24 protein-coding genes and 1 riboswitch are annotated in these 24,577 nt (G+C 69.3%); of the genes, 13 read left to right on the forward strand and 11 right to left on the reverse strand.

Going from position 1 to position 24,577, the window contains the following annotated elements; all coding sequences use genetic code 11:
* The first annotated feature begins 22 nt into the window (after nt 1–22).
* Nucleotides 23–1,369, forward strand: coding sequence for a TerD family protein (locus ACFOW8_RS25080; RefSeq protein ID WP_378553937.1), 1,347 nt, complete (start codon nt 23–25; stop codon nt 1,367–1,369).
* 289 nt (nt 1,370–1,658) lie between these two features.
* On the opposite strand, the gene ACFOW8_RS25085 is transcribed toward ACFOW8_RS25080, so the two are convergent.
* The 3 genes from ACFOW8_RS25085 to ACFOW8_RS25095 all read right to left on the reverse strand — a co-directional run bounded on the left by ACFOW8_RS25085 (nt 1,659) and on the right by ACFOW8_RS25095 (nt 3,282).
* On the reverse strand, nt 1,659–1,829 hold the full coding sequence (locus ACFOW8_RS25085) for a hypothetical protein (protein WP_378553938.1): 171 nt from the start codon (nt 1,827–1,829) through the stop codon (nt 1,659–1,661).
* Between the two features lie 325 nt (nt 1,830–2,154).
* The gene (locus tag ACFOW8_RS25090) at nt 2,155–2,304 is read right to left on the reverse strand and encodes a hypothetical protein (RefSeq protein WP_378553940.1); all 150 of its coding nucleotides are present in this window, start codon (nt 2,302–2,304) and stop codon (nt 2,155–2,157) included.
* Between the two features lie 51 nt (nt 2,305–2,355).
* Nucleotides 2,356–3,282, reverse strand: coding sequence for a DUF5994 family protein (locus ACFOW8_RS25095; RefSeq protein WP_378553941.1), 927 nt, complete (start codon nt 3,280–3,282; stop codon nt 2,356–2,358).
* Between the two features lie 145 nt (nt 3,283–3,427).
* Here ACFOW8_RS25095 and ACFOW8_RS25100 point away from each other — a divergent pair, with 145 nt between their 5' ends.
* Entirely contained in the window at nt 3,428–4,120 is a 693-nt protein-coding gene (locus tag ACFOW8_RS25100; protein ID WP_378553942.1) for a TetR/AcrR family transcriptional regulator C-terminal domain-containing protein, read from the forward strand.
* On the opposite strand, the gene ACFOW8_RS25105 is transcribed toward ACFOW8_RS25100, so the two are convergent.
* Nucleotides 4,089–4,481 (reverse strand): DUF5994 family protein, encoded by a 393-nt coding sequence (locus tag ACFOW8_RS25105; protein WP_378553943.1) that lies wholly within the window; start codon nt 4,479–4,481, stop codon nt 4,089–4,091. The genes ACFOW8_RS25100 and ACFOW8_RS25105 overlap by 32 nt on opposite strands.
* A gap of 137 nt (nt 4,482–4,618) precedes the next feature.
* Between ACFOW8_RS25105 and ACFOW8_RS25110 the strand changes: the two genes are divergently transcribed.
* Nucleotides 4,619–5,806 carry a fatty acid desaturase family protein gene (locus tag ACFOW8_RS25110; protein WP_378553945.1) on the forward strand — a complete coding sequence of 396 codons (1,188 nt, stop codon included), beginning with the start codon at nt 4,619–4,621 and terminating at the stop codon, nt 5,804–5,806.
* Between the two features lie 117 nt (nt 5,807–5,923).
* On the opposite strand, the gene ACFOW8_RS25115 is transcribed toward ACFOW8_RS25110, so the two are convergent.
* Nucleotides 5,924–6,949 (reverse strand): helix-turn-helix transcriptional regulator, encoded by a 1,026-nt coding sequence (locus ACFOW8_RS25115; protein WP_378553946.1) that lies wholly within the window; start codon nt 6,947–6,949, stop codon nt 5,924–5,926.
* Between the two features lie 63 nt (nt 6,950–7,012).
* On the opposite strand from ACFOW8_RS25115, the gene ACFOW8_RS25120 reads away from it, so the two are divergent.
* Entirely contained in the window at nt 7,013–7,609 is a 597-nt protein-coding gene (locus tag ACFOW8_RS25120; protein WP_378553947.1) for a TIGR03086 family metal-binding protein, read from the forward strand.
* An 83-nt stretch (nt 7,610–7,692) separates the two neighbouring features.
* On the opposite strand, the gene ACFOW8_RS25125 is transcribed toward ACFOW8_RS25120, so the two are convergent.
* Nucleotides 7,693–8,661: a LysR family transcriptional regulator gene (locus ACFOW8_RS25125; RefSeq protein ID WP_378553948.1), complete on the reverse strand. Its 969-nt coding sequence runs from the start codon at nt 8,659–8,661 to the stop codon at nt 7,693–7,695.
* Between the two features lie 136 nt (nt 8,662–8,797).
* On the opposite strand from ACFOW8_RS25125, the gene ACFOW8_RS25130 reads away from it, so the two are divergent.
* The 9 genes from ACFOW8_RS25130 (at nt 8,798) to ACFOW8_RS25170 (ending at nt 18,182) form a co-directional block, all read left to right on the forward strand.
* The gene (locus ACFOW8_RS25130) at nt 8,798–10,177 is read left to right on the forward strand and encodes an MFS transporter (RefSeq protein WP_378553949.1); all 1,380 of its coding nucleotides are present in this window, start codon (nt 8,798–8,800) and stop codon (nt 10,175–10,177) included.
* Nucleotides 10,174–10,920, forward strand: a complete 747-nt coding sequence (locus ACFOW8_RS25135) for a 3-hydroxybutyrate dehydrogenase (RefSeq protein WP_378553950.1) — start codon at nt 10,174–10,176, stop codon at nt 10,918–10,920. The genes ACFOW8_RS25130 and ACFOW8_RS25135 overlap by 4 nt, the downstream gene beginning before the upstream one ends.
* Nucleotides 10,917–12,896, forward strand: a complete 1,980-nt coding sequence (locus ACFOW8_RS25140) for an acetoacetate--CoA ligase (protein WP_378553951.1) — start codon at nt 10,917–10,919, stop codon at nt 12,894–12,896. The genes ACFOW8_RS25135 and ACFOW8_RS25140 overlap by 4 nt, the downstream gene beginning before the upstream one ends.
* Before the next feature lie 5 nt (nt 12,897–12,901).
* Nucleotides 12,902–13,095: riboswitch (cobalamin riboswitch) on the forward strand.
* 29 nt (nt 13,096–13,124) lie between these two features.
* Nucleotides 13,125–14,162 carry an ABC transporter substrate-binding protein gene (locus tag ACFOW8_RS25145; protein WP_378553952.1) on the forward strand — a complete coding sequence of 346 codons (1,038 nt, stop codon included), beginning with the start codon at nt 13,125–13,127 and terminating at the stop codon, nt 14,160–14,162.
* A complete protein-coding gene (locus ACFOW8_RS25150; protein ID WP_378553953.1) occupies nt 14,159–15,157 on the forward strand; it encodes a FecCD family ABC transporter permease in 999 nt (332 codons plus the stop codon). Before ACFOW8_RS25145 ends, ACFOW8_RS25150 begins: the two co-directional genes overlap by 4 nt.
* A complete protein-coding gene (locus ACFOW8_RS25155; protein WP_378553955.1) occupies nt 15,154–16,218 on the forward strand; it encodes a FecCD family ABC transporter permease in 1,065 nt (354 codons plus the stop codon). The genes ACFOW8_RS25150 and ACFOW8_RS25155 overlap by 4 nt, the downstream gene beginning before the upstream one ends.
* Nucleotides 16,215–17,003, forward strand: a complete 789-nt coding sequence (locus ACFOW8_RS25160) for an ABC transporter ATP-binding protein (protein WP_378553956.1) — start codon at nt 16,215–16,217, stop codon at nt 17,001–17,003. Before ACFOW8_RS25155 ends, ACFOW8_RS25160 begins: the two co-directional genes overlap by 4 nt.
* A complete protein-coding gene (locus ACFOW8_RS25165) occupies nt 17,000–17,623 on the forward strand; it encodes a hypothetical protein (protein ID WP_378553957.1) in 624 nt (207 codons plus the stop codon). Before ACFOW8_RS25160 ends, ACFOW8_RS25165 begins: the two co-directional genes overlap by 4 nt.
* 220 nt (nt 17,624–17,843) lie before the next feature.
* The gene (locus tag ACFOW8_RS25170; RefSeq protein WP_378553958.1) at nt 17,844–18,182 is read left to right on the forward strand and encodes a hypothetical protein; all 339 of its coding nucleotides are present in this window, start codon (nt 17,844–17,846) and stop codon (nt 18,180–18,182) included.
* Between the two features lie 269 nt (nt 18,183–18,451).
* Here ACFOW8_RS25170 and ACFOW8_RS25175 read toward each other — a convergent pair whose 3' ends face one another.
* The 5 genes from ACFOW8_RS25175 to cysD all read right to left on the reverse strand — a co-directional run bounded on the left by ACFOW8_RS25175 (nt 18,452) and on the right by cysD (nt 24,419).
* Nucleotides 18,452–19,585: a sulfotransferase family protein gene (locus ACFOW8_RS25175; RefSeq protein ID WP_378553959.1), complete on the reverse strand. Its 1,134-nt coding sequence runs from the start codon at nt 19,583–19,585 to the stop codon at nt 18,452–18,454.
* Between the two features lie 11 nt (nt 19,586–19,596).
* Nucleotides 19,597–20,382 (reverse strand): SDR family oxidoreductase, encoded by a 786-nt coding sequence (locus tag ACFOW8_RS25180; RefSeq protein ID WP_378553960.1) that lies wholly within the window; start codon nt 20,380–20,382, stop codon nt 19,597–19,599.
* A 64-nt stretch (nt 20,383–20,446) separates the two neighbouring features.
* Nucleotides 20,447–21,664: a hypothetical protein gene (locus tag ACFOW8_RS25185; RefSeq protein WP_378553962.1), complete on the reverse strand. Its 1,218-nt coding sequence runs from the start codon at nt 21,662–21,664 to the stop codon at nt 20,447–20,449.
* Nucleotides 21,661–23,514: an adenylyl-sulfate kinase gene (cysC, locus tag ACFOW8_RS25190; protein WP_378553963.1), complete on the reverse strand. Its 1,854-nt coding sequence runs from the start codon at nt 23,512–23,514 to the stop codon at nt 21,661–21,663. The genes ACFOW8_RS25185 and cysC overlap by 4 nt, the downstream gene beginning before the upstream one ends.
* On the reverse strand, nt 23,514–24,419 hold the full coding sequence (gene cysD, locus ACFOW8_RS25195; RefSeq protein WP_378553964.1) for a sulfate adenylyltransferase subunit CysD: 906 nt from the start codon (nt 24,417–24,419) through the stop codon (nt 23,514–23,516). The genes cysC and cysD overlap by 1 nt, the downstream gene beginning before the upstream one ends.
* Nucleotides 24,420–24,577 lie beyond the last annotated feature (158 nt).

Here is a 24,577-nt window from a genome sequence, read left to right on the forward strand (position 1 = left end):
CGAGCTGTGGAGGAGCGGAGAGATGGGGAACGCGATGGTGGTCGAGGTGGCCAAGGGGGCGAAGACCGATCTGGTCGACGGCCGGTACACCGTGCGGCTCGACCTGGCCGGTCCCGCTGGGGCGGTGGATGTTTCGGCGGTGCTGGTGACCGGTGACGGACGGGTCCGGTCGGATGCCGATTTCGTGTTCTTCAACAATCCCGCGGCGCCCGGCGTTCAACTGGTGTCGGACGCGGCGGTGTCGGTGGATCTCACGGCGGTGCCCGCCGACATCCAGCGGGTGGTGATCGCGGGGAGTACCGAGGCGCAGGGTCTGCGATTCGGCGAGGTCAGCGGGCTGCGGGTCGCGGTGGACGGTGACACGCAGGCACTGAGTTTCACTCCGCCTGGGCTGGATTCGGAGACGGTGCTGCAGGCGGTCGCGCTGTACCGGCGGGGGAGCGGTTGGCGGCTCGACGCGATCGGTCAGGGATACAGCGCGGGTCTGGCGGCCTTCGCGACCGACCACGGCATCGAGGTCGACGCCGAACCCGAGGGACCTGCCACCGATATCGCGCCGCCGAACCCTTCCCCCGCTCCCGTCGGGACCGCCGCGCCCGCGATGGCGGTAGCGCCGGTGCCACCCGCCATCGATCTGCGCAAGGTCGACGTGGTGCTCACCAAGGATTCACCCGACAAACGCGCCACGATCGATCTGCGCAAGGGCGATCCCGGCTATGTGCTCACCGTCGGCCTCGAATGGGACGGCCGCGGCGCCCACTACGACCAGACCGGTCGTGTCACCCGTTTCGGCACCGGCGACCTCGACGTGTACTTCTTCTGCCGCAACGAGATCACCGGCGACTACGTGGTGATCAGCGGCGAGAAGGGACACCAGGGCAACCTCGCGATGTGGCCCTTCATTCACCATCAGGGCGACACCCGCGGCCCCGGCGCGAACAACCTGCCCGCCACCGAACAGGTCATCGTGCGGCCCACAGAGAACGGTGACCTGCTGCTGAACGTCTACCAATCGGTCGACAACGGCGCAGGCGCCATCGACACCTTCGGCCGCCCACGCGTCCGTGTCCGCTACGGCCGCCCTGGCCCCGACGGACTGCCCGGCCCCGACGCCGACCAGATCACCGTCCTGATCGGCAACGGCAAGAACTCCTTCTGGGCCACCGTCGCCCACATCGACGTCCGCGACGGCCTGCTCACCGTCGACGGCACCACCCGCTACAGCCGCGCCTTCAGCGAACGTATGCCCGTCCTCGACACCACCGGCACCTGGCAACGCTCGGCGAAGAACGGCCCGGTCGGTCGCAGCAAAGGCCGCAACGGCCTCGGACTCACCCGCTACGAGGGCCGCTGCCCGGATCCACGCTGATCCGACCCACCTCGCTCCAACGAGTGCCCTGGTCCGGACCGGCCTGGCGACAGTCCGGTCACATCGCTGCGCCGCGACAAGGACGCGACTCGCTCCCAGAAGTCGGCGCAATGCCTCGGCATGGATCTCGACCACGATCCCGATGGGTGGAGGTGGGCCGGGGCAATCGCCTAGTAGGTGATGCCACCGAAACTCTTTCTCACGCAACGTCATCCCGTCGATGACTCGCCGCACCAGTCAACCGGTCAGGAACGATTGAGGCGCGCCATCGCTCGGACCATCACATGGATCAGGGAATGATCACCGCGGCGACCACCGCGAGCGTGCTCGTGATGCCCGATATGGCTGCCGCAATCAGCAGCGTGCGCCCGATAGGGAGGTATGTCGGATCGCAGTTGATGATGAACCGGAGACAGCCCGCGGCCATGGCGGCGATGAACGCCAGGCCGAGTAATGCCATGGCGAGTCCCGCTGCCGCGGTCCCCGGCCCGGAGGTAGTCAGCGATCCGTTGCCGTATCGTGCCGGGATAATCGAGTTTCCGGGGTGCGGACCGCCCCGCATCCTGGTCTGAATCGACTGTGTACCTGGGGCGATGAAGGCGCCAGTGCAACCGGCACCGTTTCTCCCGCGCTCGGGATAGCAGTCTTCTACGAGAAAGCTTCCAGCGACCCCGGCAATGCCGGCCGCGCGCGTGAACTCGTCGAAGCCCTCAGCGGTCAAAAGACTCGATGGACCGGCAGATGGCCCTGACAGTCGAATGGCTCAAGCTATTGGGAGACATGACCTAGTCGTGACCGGAGCGTGTGGCCGGGGAGCCGCCGTCCATGATGTCGAGCCACCAGGATTGCAGGGGGCTCGGATCGGGCCAGTCCACGAACGGTGTCTCGGGGGCGGGTTCGGGGCGCGTGGGGTCCGCGTCGAGTTCATCGGTCATGACGGAGGTCTCTCGATAATGCCGCGGCGGCGGCTGAGGGCGCACGCGCGGTCAGCCGATGTCGGGCGAATGGTGGCTGACGCGGCCGACCGCGTGCAGGATCTGGGCGTTCGCCACATCGGCCGGGGTGTCGGCCGCGATCACCAGCAGGGTCAGGTGGACACCGTTCACGCCGACGAGGTGCATGGTGTCGGGCAACTGACCGATGTCGGGGACCCGAAGATCGATGCCGTCGTCGTGGTCGATGCGGCGCTGGTTGCGGCTGGTCACGTTCCAGTCGAAGCTGATTCGCGCCGTCCGGCCGAGGCGGGGTGTGAGGGCGCTGACCAGATCGTGGAGTTCGGCGGTGAGGTTCACCGTGCGGGGCCACCAGGCGCCGTCGAACAGCTCGGTGTGACTTTCGCTGCCGCGCAATAGCAGTCGCGGGGTCCGGGTCGGCACCCGGAAGGGCTGCCGGTCGCCGCCCATCGCCTGGTGATTGGTGATGTGCCGCAGACTGTCCGCGGTCTCGGTCTCGAACTCGGGCTCGGGCTCGGCGGCGGGGTCGGCTTCGGCCGCGGGGTCGGCTTCGGCCGCGGCCATCAGGGACTGGTGGGCGACCCGCTCGTCGGTGTCGGACGGGATGACCTGCAGCACCAGCATGCCCGCGTCGCGCCCGAACACATACATCGTGTTCCACAGCTCGAAGTGATAGGAATCCAGCCGGACGGTCTCTCCCGCGACGGTGATCCGCGCCGGCGTCGACGCCCAGCACGACGGGTCGTAGACGACGCGCCAGACAGGACCGAGCCGGACGCCGAGGACCGCGAGCAAGTCGGGAAGTTCGGCGGCCAGGTCGGCCGAGCGCGGCCACCAGGCACCGTCGATGTAGCGGTCGCCCGCCGAGCGTGACCGCATCCGCAGCCGTGGCGTGTAGAGCGGGGGAACCTGGTGGCGGGCGGGTGCCGCGGCGGGATGATGGGTTTCGCGAACGCGCATGACGATGGGTCCTTTCGGCCGGGATCCGAGGAATCGGTATCAGCTCCGGGGACCTGTACACCTCCAGTAGACGCGCGAATACCGCGCTTGTCAACGTTGTAGGTCTACACTGGCAACGGCAATCGAAGCAGACGGAGGTGCCCTCATGACCGAGGATTCGACAGATGGCGCCCGCCGTCCCCCCAGTACGGTGACCAGGGAATCGGTGCTCACCGCCGCGCTGATGATCGTCGATCGCGACGGCGTGGACGCGCTGTCGATGCGTCGGCTGGCCGAGGTGGTCGGCCGGGATCCGATGGTGATCTATCGGCATCTGCCCAACAAGGCCGCGGTACTCGACGGTGTCGCCGAGATGGTGTTCGAGCAGTTGATGGTCGACGCCGACGATCCGGACTGGGCCGCCCAGCTGCGCGTGGTCGCGCGCTCGTTCCGCGCGCTGGCCCTCGCCCACCCGAATGTGGTGCCCCTGCTGGTGACCCGGCCGTTGTCGACCCCGCTCGGCATGCGCCCGATCGCGATGGTGCGCCCGCTCGAGAACATCCTGCGACTGCTCACCGGGGCCGGTTTCTCCGGCGCCGACGCGCTGCACATCTACCGAGCGCTGTTCGGATTCCTCTACGGTCACGTGCTCAACGAGCTCCAAGAGGTGATCGAGCGACCCGAGGAATCCGACGAGGTCCTGCGCCTGGGTCTGCACCGCCTGCCGATCACCGAGTTCCCGCTGGTGCGCGAACTCGCCCCGGCGCTGGCCGCCTACGACGGCGCAGCCGAACTCGAGCGAGGCCTCGACATCCTGCTCACCGGCCTCACCGCGACCCTGACCTACCCCGCGGGTTGAGACCCCCGGGCTCGGCCCCGCCCTCGGACTCCCACCGCTGCTCGGCGGACTCGCCGTCGAGGTCGGCCGGGACGACCCGCAGGCGGAGCCGGTAGCCGTCGACGCCGAGTACATCGACGGTGTGCGGGCGCATGTAGTGGTAGCCGTCCAAGCGCACCCGATGACCTCGGTTGTCGAAAGTACGGGCGGTGGCCGACCATTCGCCGATGTTGTAGCTCAGCCGATGAATCGGCCCGCGCCGGGGCTCGAGCCGCGCCAGCAGGCCGGGCAGCTCGGCGACCAGGTCGGCGCCGTGCGGCCACCAGATCAACGAGGCGTCCGCATGCGGTCCGGGTACCTGCCCGGACGGTTTCTGCGTCATGATCCGGCGCTCCTGTCCCGGCTCGCGCCGACTCCGTCACACGGCGGTCACCGTGGATGTCTATACCGTTAGTCTACGCTGTAGACGTCAGCTGTAGAGGGACGTAGAATCAGTACTACGACCAGGCGAGGACCCCCATGGCCATTACCGAAGTCGCGGTTTACGCGCACCTGAGCAAAGCCGACATCGAGGCGCTCGGCGAAGAACTCGACGCCATCCGTCGCGATATCGAGGATCGGCGCGGCACCCATGACGCCGACTACATCCGGCGCACGATCGCCTTCCAACGCATCCTCGACGCGGGTGCGCGACTGCTTCTGGCGAGCAGCGGTTCACGACTGGGCTGGCTCGTCGGCACCTCGGCGCTGGCCACGGCCAAGAGTATCGAGAACATGGAGATCGGCCACAATGTGTCACACGGCCAATGGGATTGGATGAACGACCCCGAGATCCATTCCCGAACCTGGGAGTGGGACATGGCCGGAGTGTCGTCGCAGTGGCGCTACTCGCACAACTACCGCCATCACATGTTCACCAACGTGGTCGGCATGGATGACGACGTCGGCTTCGGCGTCATCCGGGTGACCAGGGACCAGCAGTGGCGCCCACGCTTGTTGCTCCAACCGCTGCAGAACCTGCTCCTGGCAGCCACTTTCGAGTGGGGCATCGCCCTGCACGGCCTGTACTCCGAACGCGACCGCGCCGCGACCGAGGCCGAGAAGGCCGCGCACACCACAGCACTGATCCGCAAGATCGGCAGGCAGACGGCCAAGGACTACCTGTTCTTCCCGCTCCTGAGCAGACGGCGCTGGCGCCGCACCCTGACCGCCGACATCGCCGCCAACGCACTGCGCAACATGTGGGCCTACGTCGTGATCTTCTGCGGCCACTTCCCCGACGGCGCCCAGAAATTCACGCCGGAAGCGATCGAGCACGAGACCCACGGCGAGTGGTATCTGCGCCAGATGCTCGGCACCGCCAACTTCGAGGCGGGACCGCTCCTGGCGTTCCTCAGCGGACACCTGTCACATCAGATCGAGCACCACCTCTTCCCCGACCTGCCCAGCAACCGCTACGCCGAGATCGCGGTCCGGGTGCGCGCGCTCTGCGACAAGTACGACCTGCCCTACACGACGGGGCCCCTGCCCAAGCAGTACCTGCTCACCCTGCGCACGATCAACAAGCTCGCCCTCCCCGACTCGTTCCTGCTGGCGACCAGCGACGACGCCCCCGAAACCGCGTCCGAGCGCAAGTTCCCCACCGTGACGCTCACCGAACCCGGCGCGATCCGGCGCGGCCTGCGCACCGCCTTGCGCTCGCGCTGACGCGATAGGTGCAGTGCCAGTCCTGCGTCATGGCGTCCTGGCGGGGATCGGCGATCTCCACACCGAACTCACGCTCGCCGTAGGCAAGAACAGGGAAACGCGATTGGGAGACATGACCTAGTGTGTGCTGATCGTCCGATGGTTCGCGGTCGCGTTCGGATGGGTCGTTCGGTTCGTGTATGCGGCCAGCGCCGCGCCGGCTCGCTGTCGGATTTCGGCGAGCAGGTCGTCGGGGGCCTCCACCACCACGTCTGGTGCCCACCAGATAGCCAGTCCCACCGCGGTGCGGCGGCAGCGCAGGCGTATCCGCCAGCGGTGCCGTCCATCGCGGTCGGGCAGCCGGACGGCGGCGTCGGCGGAGCTGTCCAGGCCGCCGATCGCGCCGAGAAACTCCTTCTCTACTTGGGGAGCGAGGACGACATCGATGGCCACCGGCTCCGGGGCGGAGGCCTCGAAGGCTTGGCGCAGCCGCTGCCATACCTGGTCGACCGGTTCGGTGCGTGGCGTCTCGAGTGGACTGTCGAGAACCTCGAGTTCGGCGATGCGATCCACCCGGTAGGTGCGGGGGCGGGTGTCGTGGGCGGCGACGAGATACCAGCGGCCGGACTGGTCGACGAGACCCCACGGGTCGACGGTGCGCCAAAGTGGCTCCGCGGCACCACGACTGGAGTAGTGGATCCGCACCCGCCTGCCGTGGACCGCCGCCTCGCGCAGCAGCGGGAGGGCGATGGTCGAGGTGTCCTCGGCGAACCAGCGACGGCGGTCGGTGGTCAACACCTGGCGCAGTCGGTCGGCGCCGGAGAGGGCGGCGGTGCCTGCGGATGCGGCGATCTTCGCCAGCGCGCCGGTGAGATCGGCGCCGAGGCCGAGTTCACCCGCGCTGTGCTGCCCGGCCCACGCGAACAGCGCCTGTGCCTCGCCTGCGGTGAGCCCGGTCGCGTCGGTCTTGAATCCGTCGAGCAGGAAGCAGCCGCCGTTGCGGCCGCGTTCGGTGTACACGGGAACCCCGGCCGCGGACAGCGCTTCCATATCGCGCAGCACCGTCCGTTCGCTGACCTCCAGGAGTTCGGACAGCCGTGGCGCGGACAGACGTCCGTGCCGCTGCAGCAACACGATCAGACGAAGGAGACGGTCGGCGCGCATGCCGTCGATGATTTCACGAATACCTGACAGAAGATGTCCGGATTCGGGCGGTGTACTCATGCCATGACAACCGAAACGACCGCTGCCACCCTCCCCGACCTGCGCCCCGCCCTCGCCCGCGCCCTCGACCAGATCGGCACCCTCATCGCCGGCACCGACCCCGCCGCCGCCGGGAACCCGACCCCGTGCAGCGAGTTCGACGTGGCCACCCTTATCGGCCATCTCCAGGCCGTGGTGCGCCGGATCGGAGTGGTCGTCGCAGGCGAGCCCTTCGACAGCGTGCCGTCCATGCGCACCTCCACCGACTGGGTCACCGAGTGGGCCGATGGCCGCACCGCCACCGACGCTGTCCTCGCCGTCGACGCCAACCTGGATCGTGTCGTGCGGGTTCCGTGGGGCGAGGTCCCCGCACGCGCCGCGGTCGGCGCCTACATCGGCGAACTCACCACCCATGCCTGGGACCTCGCCATGGCCACCGGCCGCCGCGACCAGCTCGACGACTCGCTCGCCGAACTCGTCCTCCCGGCGACGCTGTCCACCATCCCCGAACAGCGTGGTGAAGGCATCCCCTTCGCGCCGATCGTGCCCGTTCCGGAGGATGCCCCGGCCTACGACCGCGTGGTGGCATGGTCGGGCCGAAATCCCGCCTGGCAGCCTTGAACCCCTGTGGTGCGGCCAGTCGACACCTGCGGCCAGCACGGGCACGACAGCCCATCGTCTGCCGGTCGGCGTGATCGTGTTTCTCACGGCCGCAACGGACTCGGGCTCGCGGCCGCGGCTGCTCCGGCTCCGTGACGATCGCCGAGAAGTTCGGCACCTCGTTCGGCGACGGTCGCGCGCAATTCGTCGACGACGGCGGCGACCTCGGGGCGGCGGAGGGTTTCGGGGCGGGAGACGAGCCAGTAGGTGAGCTGGACGCGGACCTGGTCGGCGAGGACGCGGACCAGGTCGGGGTGGCGGTCGGCCATGAAGCAGGGGAGCAGGCCGATCCCGGCGGCGGCGCGGGTGGCTTCGACGTGGACGAAGACGTTGGTGGAGGAGACGGATTGGCGCATGGCGGGGGCGAAGCTGGTGGCCAGGTCGAGATCGTCGACTTGCAGGATCGACTCGATGAAGTAGACCAGCGGATGGTCGCGCAGGCCCGCGACGTCCGGCGGGGTGCCGTGCTCGGCGAGGTAGTCGCGGGCGGCGTAGAGCCCGAGGCGATAGTCGCCGAGCCGGATCGCCTCCGCGCGGTGCACCTGTGGTCGGCCGACCACGATCTCGAGGTCGAGCCCGCTGCGCTGAGTGGACGCGCGGCGGGTCGTCGCGATGATCTCGACGGACACGCCTGGATGCCTGCGCCGCACCCGGGCGGCGGCGGGCGCGGCGAGATAGGCGCTGAACCCGTCGGTGGCCGAAAGGCGCACCACCCCTTCGAGTTTCCGTTCACCGCCCGCGGCGCCGAGTGAGCGCACCGCGGCCTCGATGGTTTCCGCGGCGGCCAGCGCCGAACGGCCGAGGTCGGTCAGTTCCCAGCCGCCGGTGCCCTTGGTGAGTACCCTGCCGCCGACCGCGCGTTCCAGCGCCGCGATTCGCCGGGAGATGGTGGTGTGGTTGATGCCCAGTTCCTCGGCGGCGGTGATGTAGCGCCCCGATCGGCCGACGGCGAGCAGAACCAGCAGGTCATCGGCGCTGGGACGCCGTCCGGGATCGGGCGAGGTCGCGCTCATTTCTGCATCTTTGCAGATAGGTGGTGCGAACTTGGCCATTGCGACCGAATTCGATCTGCACGAATACTCTCCCCATTGCACGTGGGCCACATCACACCCGAGTCGAGATGTGGCACCGATCACCGAGGAGCCTGCGATGAGTGTCCGCACCGCGACCCAGCGACCCGACGACGATCCGGGGGGAGCACCGAGTGGCCTGCGCCGCGTGGTCGCCGCCTCGATGGCGGGCACCGTCGTCGAATGGTACGAGTTCTTCCTCTACGGCACCGCCGCCACCCTGGTGTTCAGCAAGGTGTTCTTCGCCGAGGGCACCAGCGATCTGGATGCCATCCTGGCCGCGTTCGTCACCTATGCGGTCGGCTTCTTCGCCCGCCCGCTCGGCGGCATCGTGTTCGGCTACTTCGGGGACCGGTACGGCCGCAAGCAACTACTGCAGGTGAGTCTGGTGCTGGTCGGCGGCGCGACCTTCCTGATGGGCTGTCTGCCGACCTTCGCCCAGATCGGCTACTGGGCCCCGGCGCTGCTGGTGACCTTGCGTTTCATCCAGGGTTTCGCGGTCGGCGGGGAATGGGGCGGCGCGGTCCTGCTGGTCGCCGAGCACAGCCCCAGCCGCAGTCGCGCGTTCTGGGCCAGCTGGCCGCAAGCCGGCGTGCCCGCGGGCAACCTGCTCGCCACCGTGGTCCTGATCGTGCTCACCTCGACCCTGTCGGACGCGGCATTCCTCAGCTGGGGCTGGCGGGTCGCGTTCTGGCTGTCGGCGGTGGTGGTGCTGGTGGGCTACTACGTGCGCACCAAGGTCACCGACGCGCCGATCTTCGTCGCCGCGCAGCAGGAGATGGAGCAGACCAAGGCCGCCTCGTTCGGTGTGTTCGAGGTGCTGCGTCGCTACCCGCGCGGGGTCTTCACCGCGATGGGGCTGCGGTTCGGCGAGAACATCATGTACTACCTGGTCGTCACGTTCTCGATCACCTATCTGAAGGTGCACGTGGAGGCCGAGACCACCACCATTCTGTGGTGGCTGCTCGCCGCGCACGCGGTGCACATGCTGGTCATCCCGGTGGCGGGGTGGCTCGGTGACCGGTTCGGTCGCCGCCCGGTGTATCTGGCCGGGGCGCTGGCGGCGGCGAGCTGGGGCTTCTTCGCCTTCCCGCTGATGGACACCGCCAACAGCGTGCTGATCATGGCGGCCATCATCGTCGGCCTGGTGTTCCACGGCCTGATGTATGCCGGGCAGCCCGCGATCATGGCGGAGATGTTCCCGACCAGGATGCGCTATTCCGGGGTGTCGCTCGGGTACCAGGTCACCTCGATCGTGGCGGGGTCGCTGGCGCCGATCATCGCGGTCAAGCTGCTCGACACCTACGGGTCCTCGGTCCCGATCGCGGGATACCTGGCGGCCGCGGCCGCGGTCACCGTGGTGGCGGTGCTGTGCACCAGGGAAACCAAGGGCATCGACCTGGAATCGGTCGACGCCGCCGATGCCGCGGGGCCCGCTGCCGAGGCGGTGCGCGCATGACGGACCTGACCGGACGCAGCGCGCTGGTCACCGGCGCGGCGGGTGGCATCGGCGCGGCCTGCGCGCGCGAACTGGCCGCGCGCGGGGCACAGGTGATCGTCGCCGATATCGACGAGATCGGCGCGAAGACCGTCGCCACCGAGATCGGCGGCACCGCATGGACGGTGGATCTGCTCGACGTGGACGCGCTCGCCGAGCTGACCCTGTCGGTGGACATCCTGGTGAACAACGCCGGGGTGCAGACGGTCAGCCCGATCCAGGAATTCGACCCGGAACAGTTCCGGCGCATGCAGACCCTCATGGTGGAGGCGCCGTTCCTGCTGATCAGGGCCGCCCTGCCGCACATGTACGCGGAGGGATTCGGGCGCATCGTGAATATCTCCTCGGTGCACGGGCTGCGCGCCTCCCCGTACAAGGTGGCCTATGTGACCGCCAAGCACGCCATGGAGGGGCTGTCGAAGGTGACCGCGCTCGAGGGCGGACCGCACGGCGTCACCAGCAACTGCGTCAATCCCGGCTATGTGCGCACCCCGCTCGTCGACCGCCAGATCGCCGATCAGGCCGCCGCGCACGGCATTCCGGAACAGGAAGTGCTCGAGCGAGTGCTGCTCACCGACAGCGTGATCAAACGGCTCATCGAGCCGTCGGAGGTGGCCGCGCTGGTCGGCTGGCTGGTCGCCGACCAGGCGAGCATGGTCACCGGCACCTCGTATGTGATGGACGGAGGGTGGAGCGCCCGATGACCGGGACGACCACGGCACCGCAGTGGGTGCCGACCGACGCCGATATCGCACGGGCGCGGATCACCGATTTCGCCCGGTTCGTCACCGCGCGGCACCACATCGCGCTGCCGGACTACCGCGCGCTGTGGGCTTGGTCGGTCGGCGACGTCGCCGCCTTCTGGACGGCGGTCTGGGACTACTTCGAGCTGGGGGAGCGGCCGCCGGTCGCGCTCGCCTCCGCGGAAATGCCAGGAGCGCAATGGTTCCCGGGGGCCCGGCTGAACTACGTGGACAGGGTGCTCGAGCAGGCGAGGACGGATCGGCCCGCGATCGTGTCGGTGGACGAGGGCGGCACCGTCACCGAGCTGTCCTGGGCCGAAATGCTGGGCCGGGCCGCCGGATTCGCGCACACCCTGCGTGAACTCGGGGTTCGGCCGGGTGATCGGGTGGTCGGCTACCTGCCGAACATCCCCGAGGCCGTGATCGCTTTCCTGGCGACCGCGAGCCTCGGGGCTGTCTGGAGCGCGTGCGGGCCGGACTACACCGCCGCGGCCGCGCTGGATCGGCTCGGTCAGCTCGACCCGGTCGTGCTGGTCGCCGCCGACGGCTACCGCTACGGCGGCAAGAACCATCACCGTGGCGCGGAGATCGCCGAGTTGCGCGCCGCGCTGCCGAGCCTGCGCGCCACGGTGCTGGTCTCGCGGCTCGACGACGACGTCGACGGCACGCTCGACTGGGCTGCCGCCAGCGCACCTGTCGACGCGCCCTTCGTCCCGGAGCAGGTCGCCTTCGACCACCCGCTCTGGGTGCTGTACTCCTCCGGCACCACCGGTCGTCCCAAGGGAATCGTGCACGGTCACGGCGGCGTCGTGCTCGAACACCTGAAAGCGCTTGCCCTGCAGTCCGATATCGGCGCCGACGACACGTTCTTCTGGTACACGAGCCCGAGCTGGATGATGTGGAACTTCCAGCTGGCCGGACTGCTGGTCGGCGCCACCATCGTCTGCTATCCGGGCAGCCCGTCCGCGCCTGCGCCGGACGCGCTGTGGGAGCTGGCGGCTCGCCTCGGCGTGACGGTCCTCGGCACCAGCCCCGGCTATGTTCAGGCCTGCGCGAAGGCCGGTCTCGTGCCCGCCCGCGATCACGACCTGTCCGCCCTGCGCCTGATCGGCGTCACCGGGTCGGCGTTCCCGGCGTCGTCGTCGCTGTGGTTGCGCGACCAGGTCGGCGCGCACATTCCGGTCGCCTCGATCAGCGGCGGCACCGATGTGGTGTCGGCTTTCGCCGGTGGCGCGCCCACCGTCGCGGTCCGGCCGGGCGAGCTGTCCGCACCGTATCTCGGGGTGGCGCTGGCGGCCTGGGACGAACACGGCACGACGGTGCACGGTGCGGTGGGCGAGCTGGTGGTCACCGCGCCGATGCCGTCGATGCCGGTCGGGTTCTGGGACGACCGGGACGGATCGCGGTACCGCGCGGCGTATTTCGCGGACTACCCCGGTGTCTGGCGGCACGGCGACTGGATCACCGTCACCGAGCACGGCGGCATCGTCGTGCACGGCCGCTCCGACTCCACCCTGAACCGGCACGGCATCCGGATGGGCAGCGCCGACATCTACCAGGCCGTCGACGACCTCCCCGAGCTGGCGGACACCCTGGTGATCGGCGCCGAACAACCCGACGGCGGCTATTGGATGCCATTGTTCGTCGTCCTCGCGCCCGACACCGTTCTCACCGACGAGCTACGCGCGCGCATCGGCACCGTGATCCGCACCCGCACCTCCCCGCGGCACGTGCCGGACGAGATCATCGCGGCACCGGGTGTCCCGCGCACCCGCACCGGCAAGAAGCTCGAGGTCCCGGTCAAGAAGGTGCTCCAGGGTGCCGACCCAGAGGACGTCGTTGATCCCGGTGCCGTCGACGATCCGGCCCTGCTGCAGTGGTATGCCCGCTTCGCCCGGAAAGCGAGGGTGGGGGAGACCGACCGACCGGGATGGTGAGCTTGGTACAGTCCCCGAGCCGTGGTGTTCGGGAAACCGGTGGAAAACCGGTGCGGCCCTCGCCACTGTGATCGGGAGCGGCGGATCGATCCGGTCGACGACTGTCGACCGGAGCCACTGGGGCAACCAGCCCTGGGAAGGTGGATCCGCCGCGCACACTCCCGTCAGCCAGGAGACCGGCCACGGCCATGCAGTAACCGTTCCACGAGGACCTGGAAGGCCGATACCGTGACCCCGTCTGTTTTCGCGCGCCTACGTACCGGCGCGCTGATCGCCTGCGCGATCGTTGTCGCCGGTTGCGGTGTGCAACCCGGCCCCGAAGCGGGCGGCGCGAACGCCGTCTCCCGCGTGAACTGCGGGATCGACATCGCCGTTCCCGAACCGCCACAACGCATCTACGCCGCGTATCAACCCTCGATCGAGATCGCGCACGCTCTCGGCGTCAGTGGCCGGCTGGTCGGGACGGCCTTCCTCGACGCCGCCGTACTGCCCGAATACCAGGACGCGCAGGCGAAAGCGGACTACGTCGAGAAGCTGCCGAGCCGCGACGAACTGCTCGCCGCGAACCCGGACTTCGTGCTGTCTGGCTACAACGGGGTGTTCGCCGAGGCCGCGCAGCAGAGTGTCGGCACCCGCGCCGACCTGCACGACCTCGGCGTGCGGACCTGGATCCTGAGTCCGCTGTGCCCGAGCGCCGACGGCCTCGCCGACGAGGCCATCGACCCGAAGACCGTGCGATTCGAGAACGTCTACGCCGACCTGCGAGATCTCGGTGCGCTCTGGGGTGCCTCGGCACGGGCCGACGCGGTGATCGCCGAGCTGCGCTCGCGGATCGACGCGGTGCGGGCGAAGGTCGGCGACGCGCCGCGGCCCAGGGTGGCGGTCATCACCCCGAAGGACGACGGCACCTACACCGCGGCGGGCGGCATCGACTTCATCACCCAGATCATCGAGGCCGCCGGCGGAGAGAACGCTTTCGCCGATCTCACCGCGCGCCGCAATGTGCAGATCGGTGCCGAGGAGCTCATCGCTCGCGATCCCGACATCATCCTCACCAGCCAGTGCTGCAAGGCCACCTACACCAGGGCCGACGCACAACCGCAGGTCGACCGGATCGTCGGCAACCCGGCCTTCGCCGACCTGACCGCCGTCAAGGCGGGCGCGGTGCACCCGTACCTGTTCGCGGACCGCGCGGCGGGCGTGCGGATCGCGCACGCGACCGAACTGGTCGCCGAGCTGATCCACCCCGAGCTGTTCGGGCGGTGACCGGCGCCGTCCGCGGAACCGGTCTGCTCGTCGCCGGTGCCGCGCTGGCGCTGGCCTGCGCGGCCTCGATCCTGGTCGGCGCGCACGCCATGTCCGCCGACCAGGCGATCGCGGCGTTCACCGACTTCACCGGCTCCGACACCGACCGCATCGTGCGCTACATCCGGCTGCCGCGCACGGTCGCCGGTGTGCTCGCCGGCCTCGCTTTCGCGCTGGCCGGTGCGGTCATGCAGGGGCTCACCCGCAACCCGCTGGCCGGTCCCGGCCTGCTCGGGATCAACGCGGGCGCCTCGCTGGCCATCGTGCTCGCCATGGGCGGGCTGAGCGTGGCGACCCCGACCGGATACGTGTGGTTCGCCTTCCTCGGCGCCGCCGTGGCCGCGGTCTTCGTCTACACGCTCGGCTCGCTGGGGTTCGGTGGCGCGACACCGGTGAAACTGGCGCTGGCCGGGGCCGCGTTCGCGGCACTGTGCGGGGCGATCACCACCGCCATCACCCTGCTGGACCGGACCAAGTTCGAGAACTTCCGGTTCTGGGTGGTCGGTTCACTGACCCGCGCCGATATCGAATCCGTCTGGGGCATCACGCCGTTCATCGCGGTCGGCGCGGTAGTGGCGGTGATGGTGGCACGGCCGCTGAACGCCATCGCCATGGGCGACGATCTCGCCCGCACCCTCGGCACCCGCCTGGTCGCGGTGCGTGCCCTCGGCGCGACCAGTGTCGTGCTGCTGGCAGGCGCTGCGGTCGCCATCGCGGGCCCGGTCGCCTTCGTCGGCCTGGTGGTCCCACACATCGCGCGGTTCTTCGCCGGTCAGGACTACCGATTGGTGCTGGCGTGGTCGGCGCTGCTCGGCCCGACGCTGCTGCTGTTCGCCGACATCCTCGGCCGGATCGTCGCGCGGCCGGTGGAGATCCAGGTCGGCATCGTCACCGCGTTCGCCGGGGCACCGTTCTTCCTGTATCTGGTGCGCAACCGGAAGGTGGCCACACTGTGAGCGGTACCGAACCCGACGTCCTGCCCGCGGGCACGCTGCTGCTGCGCGGGCCACGCGGGGTGGTCTTCTTGGCGCAGCGGCGTTCGCTGCTGCTGACGGTGCTGATCACCGCGGCGGCGCTGGCGGTGGCCGCCTTCTCCCTCACCGTCGGCCACTACCCGCTGACCGTCGCCGACGTGCTGCGGGTCCTCGCGGGCGGGGGCACCTTGATCGAATATGCCGTGGTCGTCGACGACCGGCTGCCGCGTGCGCTCACCGGGCTCGGGGTCGGCGCGGCGTTCGCGCTGTCGGGGGCGATCCTGCAGCGGATTGCGACGAACCCACTGGTGAGCCCGGAGATCATCGGCATCAACGCGGGTGCGTCGCTCGGTGCGCTGGTGGTGAGCGTGGTCCTCGGCGGGGCCGGGGTTGCGCTGGTCGGCGGCGCGCTGACCGGCGCGTTCATGGCGATGACGCTGATCGTGCTGACGGCCACCAAGAACGGGCTCGACGGCTACCGGCTCGTGCTCGTCGGGATCGGCGTCACCGCCATTCTCACCTCGGCCATCTCGTATGTGCTCACGACCGCCAACGTCTACCAGGCGCATACGGCCGCCATGTGGCTCACCGGCAGCCTCGCCAACCGCAATTGGTCCCATGTCGGCTTCGCCGCCGTCGCGCTGGCCGTCGTGGTACCGCCGCTGCTGGTGCTCGCCCGATCGCTGCCGCTGCTGGAACTGGGGGACGAACTCGCGACCTCGCTGTCCGGGCGGCGCGGTCCGCACCGCACCACGCTGATCGTGCTGGCCGCCGCGGCCGCCACGCTGGCCACCGCAGCGGCCGGACCGGTGGCGTTCGTCGCGCTGGTCGCACCGCAGATCGTGCGGCGCCTCCTCGCCGAACGCGGGGCCGGGCTCGCCCCGGCGGCCGCTACCGGCGCCCTGCTGGTGGTGTGCGCCGATCTGGCCGCGCGCAGGCTGTTCCCGGCGGAACTGCCGGTCGGTGTGGTGACCGCGCTGCTCGGCGCCCCCGTCCTCGTCTATCTCCTCGCTCGCGCAACCAGAATCGGACACGCTGGATGACCGCACACCTCACCACCGACGCCCTCACCCTCGGCTACGGCGACACCGCGATCGTCACCGCCGCCACCGTCGACTTCCCGCCGAACGCGATCACGGTGATCGTCGGTCGCAACGGCTGCGGCAAGTCGACTCTGCTGCGCGGGCTGGCCAGGCTGATCCCGCCCAGCGCGGGCGCGGTGCTGCTCGACGGCGCCGATCTCGCGCCACAGCCCGCCCGGACGGTGGCGCGTAGGCTCGGCATGCTGCCCCAGCAGCCCGTCGCGCCCGACGGCATCACCGTCGGCGAACTCGTCGGCCGTGGCAGGCACCCGCATCAACGCTGGTTCCGGCAGTGGTCGGCCGCCGACGAGACCGCGGTCCGCGCCGCGCTGACCGCCACCGACACCCTCGAGCTGATCGATCACACCCTCGATCAGCTCTCCGGTGGCCAGAAGCAGCGGGTATGGCTGGCGCTGGCTATCGCCCAGGAACCGGAGGTGATGCTGCTCGACGAGCCGACCACCTTCCTCGACCTCGCCCACCAGCTCGACATCCTCGACGTGCTGCGGAACCTGCTGCCGCGCACCATCATCGCGGTGCTGCACGATCTGAACCTGGCCGCCCGCTACGCCGACCACCTGGTCGCCATGAAGGACGGCAGGGTGGTCGCCCAGGGGCCGCCCAGCGAGATCGTGCGCCCCGATCTGGTCGCCGAGGTGTTCGGCGTGACCTGCACGGTGATCGATGACCCGATGACGGGCACCCCGCTCGTCGTCCCCGCCGGACGTGCGGTGCGCACCGCATGACCCGCCGCCACATCCTCGTCGCCCGCCCCACCCCGTCGGGTGTCGACGTGTCGGCCGTCGAGGTACTCGCCCGCGCCTGCGGTGTCGGCTACGCCCTGCTCGACCAGGGCGAACCGACCATCCACGACGTCCTCGACACCGCCGCGGACGACGCCGTGCCGGTCACCCTGATCCCATTGGCCGTCCCCCGCGACCGCTACCTGGAAACCTGGATCGCCCGGGCCGTCGCCAACTGGCGCGAGACCCGCGGCGCCGACCTCGATGTCCGCGTCACCGAAGGACTCGACACCGCACCCGGATTCACCGCGTCGATCCGCGCCCGAATGCGCGAGGACGGCACCCCCGTCACCGCGAGCCCGCGCGCCTTCCGCAGCCCCGCCTGGTCGGTCATCCCCGACCACACCGCACACATCCTGGTCTGCCGCGGCCCCCGCTGCACCGTCTACGGCGCCGCCGACCTCCACCGCACCCTCCGCAAAGACCACCCCGATGCTCTGATCACCGCCACCGGCTGCCTGAACCCCTGCAATCTCGGCCCGCTGTACATCACCTATCCCGATGGTGAGTGGCATACCAACGCGCTGCCCTCGGGCTGTACGGCATCGGCCCGAGCGACCTGATCCGATGGATTCCCGTCACGACCTGATCACCTCGATCTCGCCCTGATCGCTGACGATCTCCACCTGTCTGCCGACGCCCCGCGCGGTGTCGAGCCGGGTGGAGTTCTCCATAGCACCAGATCGGGCTGGGGAGCGTCAGAGAGGATGCAGGCGAGTTCTCTGATAGCACAGTCACTTCGGGCCTCGGGGTCCATTTCTGAAACGGGAGGGCGGAGCGGCGATGACGGAATCCAACGAGACCCAGGCAACTCTGACCGGTGCGGCACCCGCCCTGATCCGTGCCCTGCGGCAGGCGGCGGAATCGGCTGAGCGCAACGGCCGGGCATGGTTCGGTGTCGAGGACGTGCTTGCGGTGTTGCTCGATGAGCGCAAGTCGGCGCTGGCTCACTACGCCACCGAGCGTGGGGTAGTGAACGAGCTCGATGCGGTCAGGGAGCTGGCGCGCTCGATGGTGCCGGGCACTGCCGGTGGCACCAGCACCCCGAGCGCACCGGTCGGGGTGCAGTTCAGCGTCACCGGCCCGGACGCGGCCGAGTTGGAGGCGAGCATCCGCGCCTGAACAGCGGCAGCGTGGTACCTGCGGGCCTCGCGCATGCTGCGCCTGGAGCGCGTTTCGGCGTTCACGATGCAGGGACGAACCCAGTCGTGCCAGGCGCGACCGACCTGACATCGTGTCCAGGTGGCCGTACTGCTGGGTGACTACAGGGCCGAATCTGCGGAGCCTGCCGACCACGCTGAGCGTTCACTTCCGCGGACAACGGTCACTTTCGAGACCATCCGACGATTATGTGAACACTCAGCGTGGGTGCACGCCCGAGTTGGCCGGGCTCAGCCGGCGAAGCGTTCGGCGACCTGTTCGGCGGTGAGGCCGTAGTCGGCGAGGGAGTAGTGGTGGGTGGGTTTGCGGGCGCCGGTGCGGCTTTCGGTGTCGAGGACGGTGATGGCGGCGCGGGCCGCGTCGGTGAACTCGAGGTCGAGGTGGGCGTAGATCCGTTCGACGACGGCGAGGGGGTTCGCGCGCAGGTCGTCGAAGTCGACGTCGAGGAAGGTGGCTTCGGGGTGGCGGGCGCGGGCGGCGGTGAATTCGGACAGGCCGCGGGCCCACAGGTCGAGCTGGGTGCGGCCGATGGTCTCGCCGGTGAAGACCGTGGACCAGCCGCGGGTGGCGTGCTCGTTGAGGCTGCACACCGACGGGATGATGGTGGCCGGGTCGCGGTGGGTCTGGATGACGACCGCGTCGGGGTATACCGCGAGTAGGGCGTCCAGGCAGAACAGGTGGCTGGGGTTCTTCAGGACCCAGCGCCGGCTGTCGTTCATGCCGATCAGCTGAAGATTGCGCCGGTGCCGCGCGTAGGCGGGCGTCCAGTCCTGCGCAGCGAGCCAGCGCGCGTAGCTCGGCACATAGGCCAGGCATTCGTAGGAGTGCGATGTGCCCGACTGCCGTAGCAGCTGCCAGCATTCCTCCACATCGGCGGCGCTCATGTAGTGCAGTCCCATGAACTCCGGGTTCTGCACCTGGTGCTGCCGCAGGCCGGCGTCGATCTGCTGGAACGCCGGATTGTCCGCCCACTGCTCGCGTGGTGGTCGCGGCTGGGGGAAGTCGGTCAACCACATCTCCAACCCCTGATTGCCGGGGTCGGCGGCGAGCAGCCGGTGTAGCGCGGTGGTGCCGGTGCGCGGCAGGCCGGTGACGAAAATCGGCCGGGTAAGCGGGGTTTCGGTGTATCCGGGATGCGCCTTCCACGCCGCCTCGCTGAGTGCGCGGGCCACCAGGGTGCCGCGCAGGAAGAACCGCGACATCTTCGAGCCGAGCTCGGTGAGCCCGGCCTCCTCCCGATAGGAGTCGAGCAGGACCCGCAGGCCCTCGGTGTAGTCGTCGGCGCCGAAATCGGTGAGGCCGGTGAGTTTGGTGGCGGAGGCGTGCAGGTCGGCGACGGTGCCGACATCGGTGCGCACGGTCATCAGGGAAGCTCCTAGTTGTGGTATTCGCCGCAGTTGACGTCGAGGGTCTGGCCGGTGATCGCGCTCGCCCAGTCGGAGGCGAGAAACACCACGGCGCGGGCGATCTCGTCCGGTTCGGGAAGCCGCTTCAGATCCGACTTCGATGCGGTCTGCTCGTAGACCTGCTCGACGGTGATCCCGTATTTGCCCGCGATCTCGCCGAAGTACCACTTCAGCTGATCGGTCCAGATGTAGCCGGGCAGCACACTGTTGACCCGCACACCCTTGCCGCCGAGTTCGGTCGCGAGGGTCTGGGACATGGCCAGCAGTGCCGCCTTGGTGAGCTTGTAGCTGCCGTAGCGCGGCTCGGAATGGCGCACCACCATCGAATTGATCATCACCACAGCGCCTTCGGACTCGGCCAGCGCGGGCGTGAAGGCCTGCGTCATCCGTAATCCGCCCAGCACCGTCATGTCCAGGCTCGACCGGATGTGCTCGAAATCGGTGCGGTCGAGCGGCTTCATCGACGGCACCGCGAACGCGTTGTTCACCAGCGCGTCGACCCGCCCGAACGCCTCCAGCGTCTGCGCCACCAGGTTCTCGACGGCGGCCGTGTCGGTGATGTCGGTGGGCACGCACAGCGTCGACCCGCCGGTGCCCTCGATCTCGGCGGCGACCTCGAGCAGCCGCGATTCGGTGCGCGCCGCCAGTACCACGGTCGCACCGGCGGCCGCGGCCTCCAGACAGATCGACCGGCCAAGCCCTGGCCCGACCCCGGAGACGACGACGACCTTCCCGTCCAGCAGTGCCCCGCTCATGCCGTCACCTCGCCGGCGCTCGGCCGCGGCAGGCGCGGTGCGCGACTGCACATGATTCGCTCGCTCATCCGAGCATCCTCTCTGCGAAGGCCCGCTGCCGGGCCGCGATCCGCTCGCGCCACCCGGCGGCGTCGATGCGGTTGTGGTCGAAGTAGGGAAGGTGTTGTGCGACCTCGGCGATGGGCACCTCGGTGACGGTCGGCCCGTCGGCCTCGGTCATCTGCCGGTCGGTGCGCTGCCACCGGAACTGCAGGATGCCCCTGGTACGGCCGGTGGTCTCGATCCAGTTGGCGATGCCGGGATCGGCCTTGCTCACCACCATGCGGATCATCCCGTCCGGATCCACCTGGGCCTGGGCGTGATTGAGGCTGGTCTGATGGTTGACGTAGTCGAGCGAGATGTACCAGAGACTGCCCAGCTGGAAACCCTGATACGGTGCATCGGATTTCGGCACCGTGATCACCAGCGCCTGATCGTCGGCCAGGTCGAAATGCCCGACCGAGGAGTACTGGGTGCTCAGCCCGCCCGGCGTGAGCCGGGGCGCGGTGAGCGTGTTCACCGGTAGATCCAGATAGAACCACTTCGGGAAGTTGAACCAGGTGTGCAGGCGGGTGAGCAGCATCTTCGCCGCGGCGCCGTAACGTTTGCGCAGCCGCGCCAGGTCGGGCTCGACGGGCGCGGTGCCGACGGTGTCGACCCGCTCGATCCGCAGGGAGCCCTTGCGCTCTGTCCAGTCGCCGTACACCTCGCGCACCGCCAGCATGGACGCGCCGTCACCGAGGGTGAAATAGCCGGGGCCCGCATCCGGTCTGGCCGGACCGAAGCGGATCGAGAAACTGCCGTCCGCCGCGATCGGGATGCGCCGGTCGTCGAAGGCGTCCTCCCCGCCCGGCACGTCGGTCGCGGTGTAATCGCCTTTGAGTACTTGGAAACTCAGGTCGACGGTGCTCCCGCGCACACCGCTCACCAGGTACTCGGCGCCGGGCTCGATATTCGCGTGGTAGTAGAGGGTGTCGGGATTGTCCAGGCCCATCTTGGCGTACGGCCCGGTCGAGGACACGAAGTACGGGTGGGAGGTGCCGTGTGCGCCGGACAGGCGCAGACAGGCGGCGATGCTGCCCGCGAGATAGTCGTAGCCTTCGGCGAGATCGGTCTCGCTGCGGACGAATTCGGCGCGGGCGACGAGGTGTTCGGCCTGGGCGACGGCCGCGGTGAACGGCGCGGTGAGCGGTTCCGGTGGCGCGGTGCTCCCCGCATCGGTGGCGGTGCTGGAGTGGATCAACGGTCTGCGATTCCTAGCTCTCGGAGGATATGGGTGGCGATCTCGGCGGGGGAGCCGAGTTCGGGGGTGATGACCAGATCGGGCCGGTCGGGCCGCTCGTACGGCGCGTCGATCCCGGTGAAGCCGGGCAGTTCGCCCGCGCGGGCCTTGGCGTAGAGGCCCTTGGGGTCGCGCCGCTCGCATTCGGCCAGCGGCGTGTCGACGAAGACCTCGTGGAACGGCAGCGCGCGATCGGCGTGGGTGGTGCGGGCCCTGGCCCGCTGCGCGGCGAACGGGCTGATCACCGACACGATCGCGACCGACCCGGCATCGGCGAACAGTGCGGCCACTTCGGCGACCCTGCGCACGTTCTCGTCCCGGTCGGCGGGGGAGAAGCCGAGCCCGGCATTGAGTCCGTGCCGCAGATTGTCGCCGTCGAGCAGGTAGGCGGCGCGGCCTGCCGCGATCAGCTGCCGTTCGAGTTCCACCGCGATCGTCGACTTGCCCGACCCCGACAACCCGGTCAGCCAGACGGTCGCCCCGGCGTGGGCGCGATCGTCCCTGGTCACCGCCGAGCGATGCCACACCACTGCGGCCGATTCGGCGGGGGTGCCGGTATCGCGGCCGGTGACCATGCCCGCGGCGACCGTCTGATCGGTCACCGGGTCGATGAGGATGAAGCTGCCGGTGCGCCGGTTCTCCCGGTACGGGTCGAACAGCAGCGGCTGCCTGCTACGCAACCGAACCCGCGCGATCCCGTTGAGCCCGACGGTCTCGACGTCCTCGACGCGGTGCAGGGTGTTCACGTCGAGCCGGTAGTCGATACCGGTGACCTCAGCAGCCGAGAGCTGCGTGGCCGTGCGGACGAGATACCCGGCGCCCGAACGCAGGTGCGTGGTCTCGGAGAACCAGCACACCATGGCGTCGAGGTCGGTGCCCAGGTGTGGGCGGTTGCCCGGTCGGGCCAGCAGGTCACCGCGGCCCACATCGATCTCGTCGTCGAGGGTGAGCGAGACCGCCATCCCGGTGAACGCCTCGTCGACCTTCGTGCCGCCGGGGCCCCAGATCTCGCGCACCCTGGTGGTGTGCCCGGCGGGCAGCACCACGATCTCGTCGCCGGGTTTGAAGATGCCGCCCGCGACGGTGCCGGCGTAACTGCGGTGGTCGAGACCCTGCTGCGCCCGGATGACGTACTGGATCGGCAGGCGCGCGTCGATGAGGTTGCGATCCGAGGCGATGTGCAGGTCCTCGAGCTGCCGCAGCAGCGGCGGCCCCGGATACCACGGCATGTGCGCGGATCCGTCGACGACATTGTCGCCGAGCAGGGCCGAGACCGGCACGAAACTCAGATCGCCGACGGTCAGTTTCGCGGCGAACGCGGCGAACTCGGACCGGATCTCGTCGAACCGGTCCTGCGACCAGTCGACCAGATCCATCTTGTTCACACACACCATCAGATGCGGCACTCCGAGCAGGGTCGCCAGGAAGGCGTGTCTGCGGGTCTGCTCGGACACCCCGGTGCGCGCGTCGACCAGGATCAACGCGAGATCGGCCGTCGAGGCCCCGGTCACCATGTTGCGGGTGTACTGCACATGCCCCGGGGTGTCGGCGATGACGAACTTGCGCCGCGGCGTGGTGACGTAGCGGTAGGCGACGTCGATGGTGATGCCTTGTTCGCGTTCGGCTCGCAGCCCGTCGGTGACCAGGGCGAGATCGGCGCCGTCGGCGCCGCGTTCGGTGCTGGCCCGCTCGATCGCGGCCAGCTGGTCGTCGAACAGCGACTTCGAGTCGTAGAGCAGCCTGCCGATGAGCGTGGACTTGCCGTCGTCGACGCTGCCCGCGGTCGCCAGGCGCAACAGGTTGCGGCTCATCAGAAGTAGCCCTCTCGCTTGCGGTCTTCCATGCCGGTCTCGGAGATCCGGTCGTCGGCGCGGGTGGCGCCGCGTTCGGTGAGCCGGGTGGCCGCGGTCTCGGCGATCACCTTCGCCGCGGTGTCGGCGTCGCTCTCGACGCAGCCGGTGCAGGTGGCGTCGCCGACGGTGCGGAATCGTACGGTCGCCTCGAAGGCGCGTTCGCCGGGCGCCGGGGTGACGAATCGTCCTGTCGAGAGCAGCATTCCGTCGCGTTCGACCACGCGGCGCCGGTGCGCGTAGTACAGCGGCGGCAGCTCGACGGCCTCGCGGTCGATGTATTCCCAGATGTCGAGTTCGGTCCAGTTCGACAGCGGGAACACTCGGATGTGCTCGCCGCGCTGATGCCGCCCGTTGTACAGATTCCAGACCTCGGGGCGCTGCGCGCGCGGATCCCATTCGCCGAAACTGTTGCGGAAGCTGAACACCCGCTCCTTCGCCCGTGCCTTCTCCTCGTCGCGGCGCGCTCCGCCGAACACCGCGTCGAACCGGTGCTCGGCGATGGCGCGCAGCAAGGTGGTGGTCTGCAGGGGATTGCGGGTGCCGCCGGGGCGTTCCACCGCCCGGCCCGCGTCGATATCGTCCTGCACCTTGGCCACCAGCAGCCGGGACCCGGTGTGCTCGGCGGTCCGGTCGCGGAACGCGAGCACCTCGTCGAAGTTGTGGCCGGTGTCCACATGCAGCAGCGGAAACGGCAGCGGCGCAGGCCAGAAGGCCCGCCGCGCCAGGTGCAGCAGCACCGTGGAGTCCTTGCCGCCGGAGAACAACAACACCGGTCGTTCGAAGGTGGCCGCCACCTCCCGGAAGATGTGCACCGATTCGGCCTCCAAGGCCGCGAGGTGCGACAACTCGTATCCCGTCTGCACTGCTCACCCACTCTGTCTGCTCATCGCGTCCGGTGGAGGTATCTCACCGGGTTGCGTTGTCGAATATTCGACGCTATTGTTCGATATTGTGACACCGACGATAGGCCCAGCCGTGCCCGCCGGTCAAGAGGCGACTCCTGACGCGGCCTCCCCACCCA

Origin of the sequence: Nocardia rhizosphaerae (assembly GCF_042650365.1) — a bacterium.
Lineage (GTDB): Bacteria > Actinomycetota > Actinomycetes > Mycobacteriales > Mycobacteriaceae > Nocardia > Nocardia rhizosphaerae.

Excerpts from the sequence above, each read along its gene's own strand:
- ACFOW8_RS25080 (WP_378553937.1), top strand. The coding sequence starts at position 23 with ATGGGGAACGCGATGGTGGTCGAGGTGGCCAAGGGGGCGAAGACCGAT.
- ACFOW8_RS25085 (WP_378553938.1), bottom strand. The coding sequence starts at position 1,829 with ATGGCATTACTCGGCCTGGCGTTCATCGCCGCCATGGCCGCGGGCTGT.
- ACFOW8_RS25090 (WP_378553940.1), bottom strand. The coding sequence starts at position 2,304 with ATGACCGATGAACTCGACGCGGACCCCACGCGCCCCGAACCCGCCCCC.
- ACFOW8_RS25095 (WP_378553941.1), bottom strand. The coding sequence starts at position 3,282 with ATGCGCGTTCGCGAAACCCATCATCCCGCCGCGGCACCCGCCCGCCAC.
- ACFOW8_RS25100 (WP_378553942.1), top strand. The coding sequence starts at position 3,428 with ATGACCGAGGATTCGACAGATGGCGCCCGCCGTCCCCCCAGTACGGTG.
- ACFOW8_RS25105 (WP_378553943.1), bottom strand. The coding sequence starts at position 4,481 with ATGACGCAGAAACCGTCCGGGCAGGTACCCGGACCGCATGCGGACGCC.
- ACFOW8_RS25110 (WP_378553945.1), top strand. The coding sequence starts at position 4,619 with ATGGCCATTACCGAAGTCGCGGTTTACGCGCACCTGAGCAAAGCCGAC.
- ACFOW8_RS25115 (WP_378553946.1), bottom strand. The coding sequence starts at position 6,949 with ATGCGCGCCGACCGTCTCCTTCGTCTGATCGTGTTGCTGCAGCGGCAC.
- ACFOW8_RS25120 (WP_378553947.1), top strand. The coding sequence starts at position 7,013 with ATGACAACCGAAACGACCGCTGCCACCCTCCCCGACCTGCGCCCCGCC.
- ACFOW8_RS25125 (WP_378553948.1), bottom strand. The coding sequence starts at position 8,661 with ATGAGCGCGACCTCGCCCGATCCCGGACGGCGTCCCAGCGCCGATGAC.
- ACFOW8_RS25130 (WP_378553949.1), top strand. The coding sequence starts at position 8,798 with ATGAGTGTCCGCACCGCGACCCAGCGACCCGACGACGATCCGGGGGGA.
- ACFOW8_RS25135 (WP_378553950.1), top strand. The coding sequence starts at position 10,174 with ATGACGGACCTGACCGGACGCAGCGCGCTGGTCACCGGCGCGGCGGGT.
- ACFOW8_RS25140 (WP_378553951.1), top strand. The coding sequence starts at position 10,917 with ATGACCGGGACGACCACGGCACCGCAGTGGGTGCCGACCGACGCCGAT.
- ACFOW8_RS25160 (WP_378553956.1), top strand. The coding sequence starts at position 16,215 with ATGACCGCACACCTCACCACCGACGCCCTCACCCTCGGCTACGGCGAC.
- ACFOW8_RS25165 (WP_378553957.1), top strand. The coding sequence starts at position 17,000 with ATGACCCGCCGCCACATCCTCGTCGCCCGCCCCACCCCGTCGGGTGTC.
- ACFOW8_RS25170 (WP_378553958.1), top strand. The coding sequence starts at position 17,844 with ATGACGGAATCCAACGAGACCCAGGCAACTCTGACCGGTGCGGCACCC.
- ACFOW8_RS25175 (WP_378553959.1), bottom strand. The coding sequence starts at position 19,585 with ATGACCGTGCGCACCGATGTCGGCACCGTCGCCGACCTGCACGCCTCC.
- ACFOW8_RS25180 (WP_378553960.1), bottom strand. The coding sequence starts at position 20,382 with ATGAGCGGGGCACTGCTGGACGGGAAGGTCGTCGTCGTCTCCGGGGTC.
- cysC (WP_378553963.1), bottom strand. The coding sequence starts at position 23,514 with ATGAGCCGCAACCTGTTGCGCCTGGCGACCGCGGGCAGCGTCGACGAC.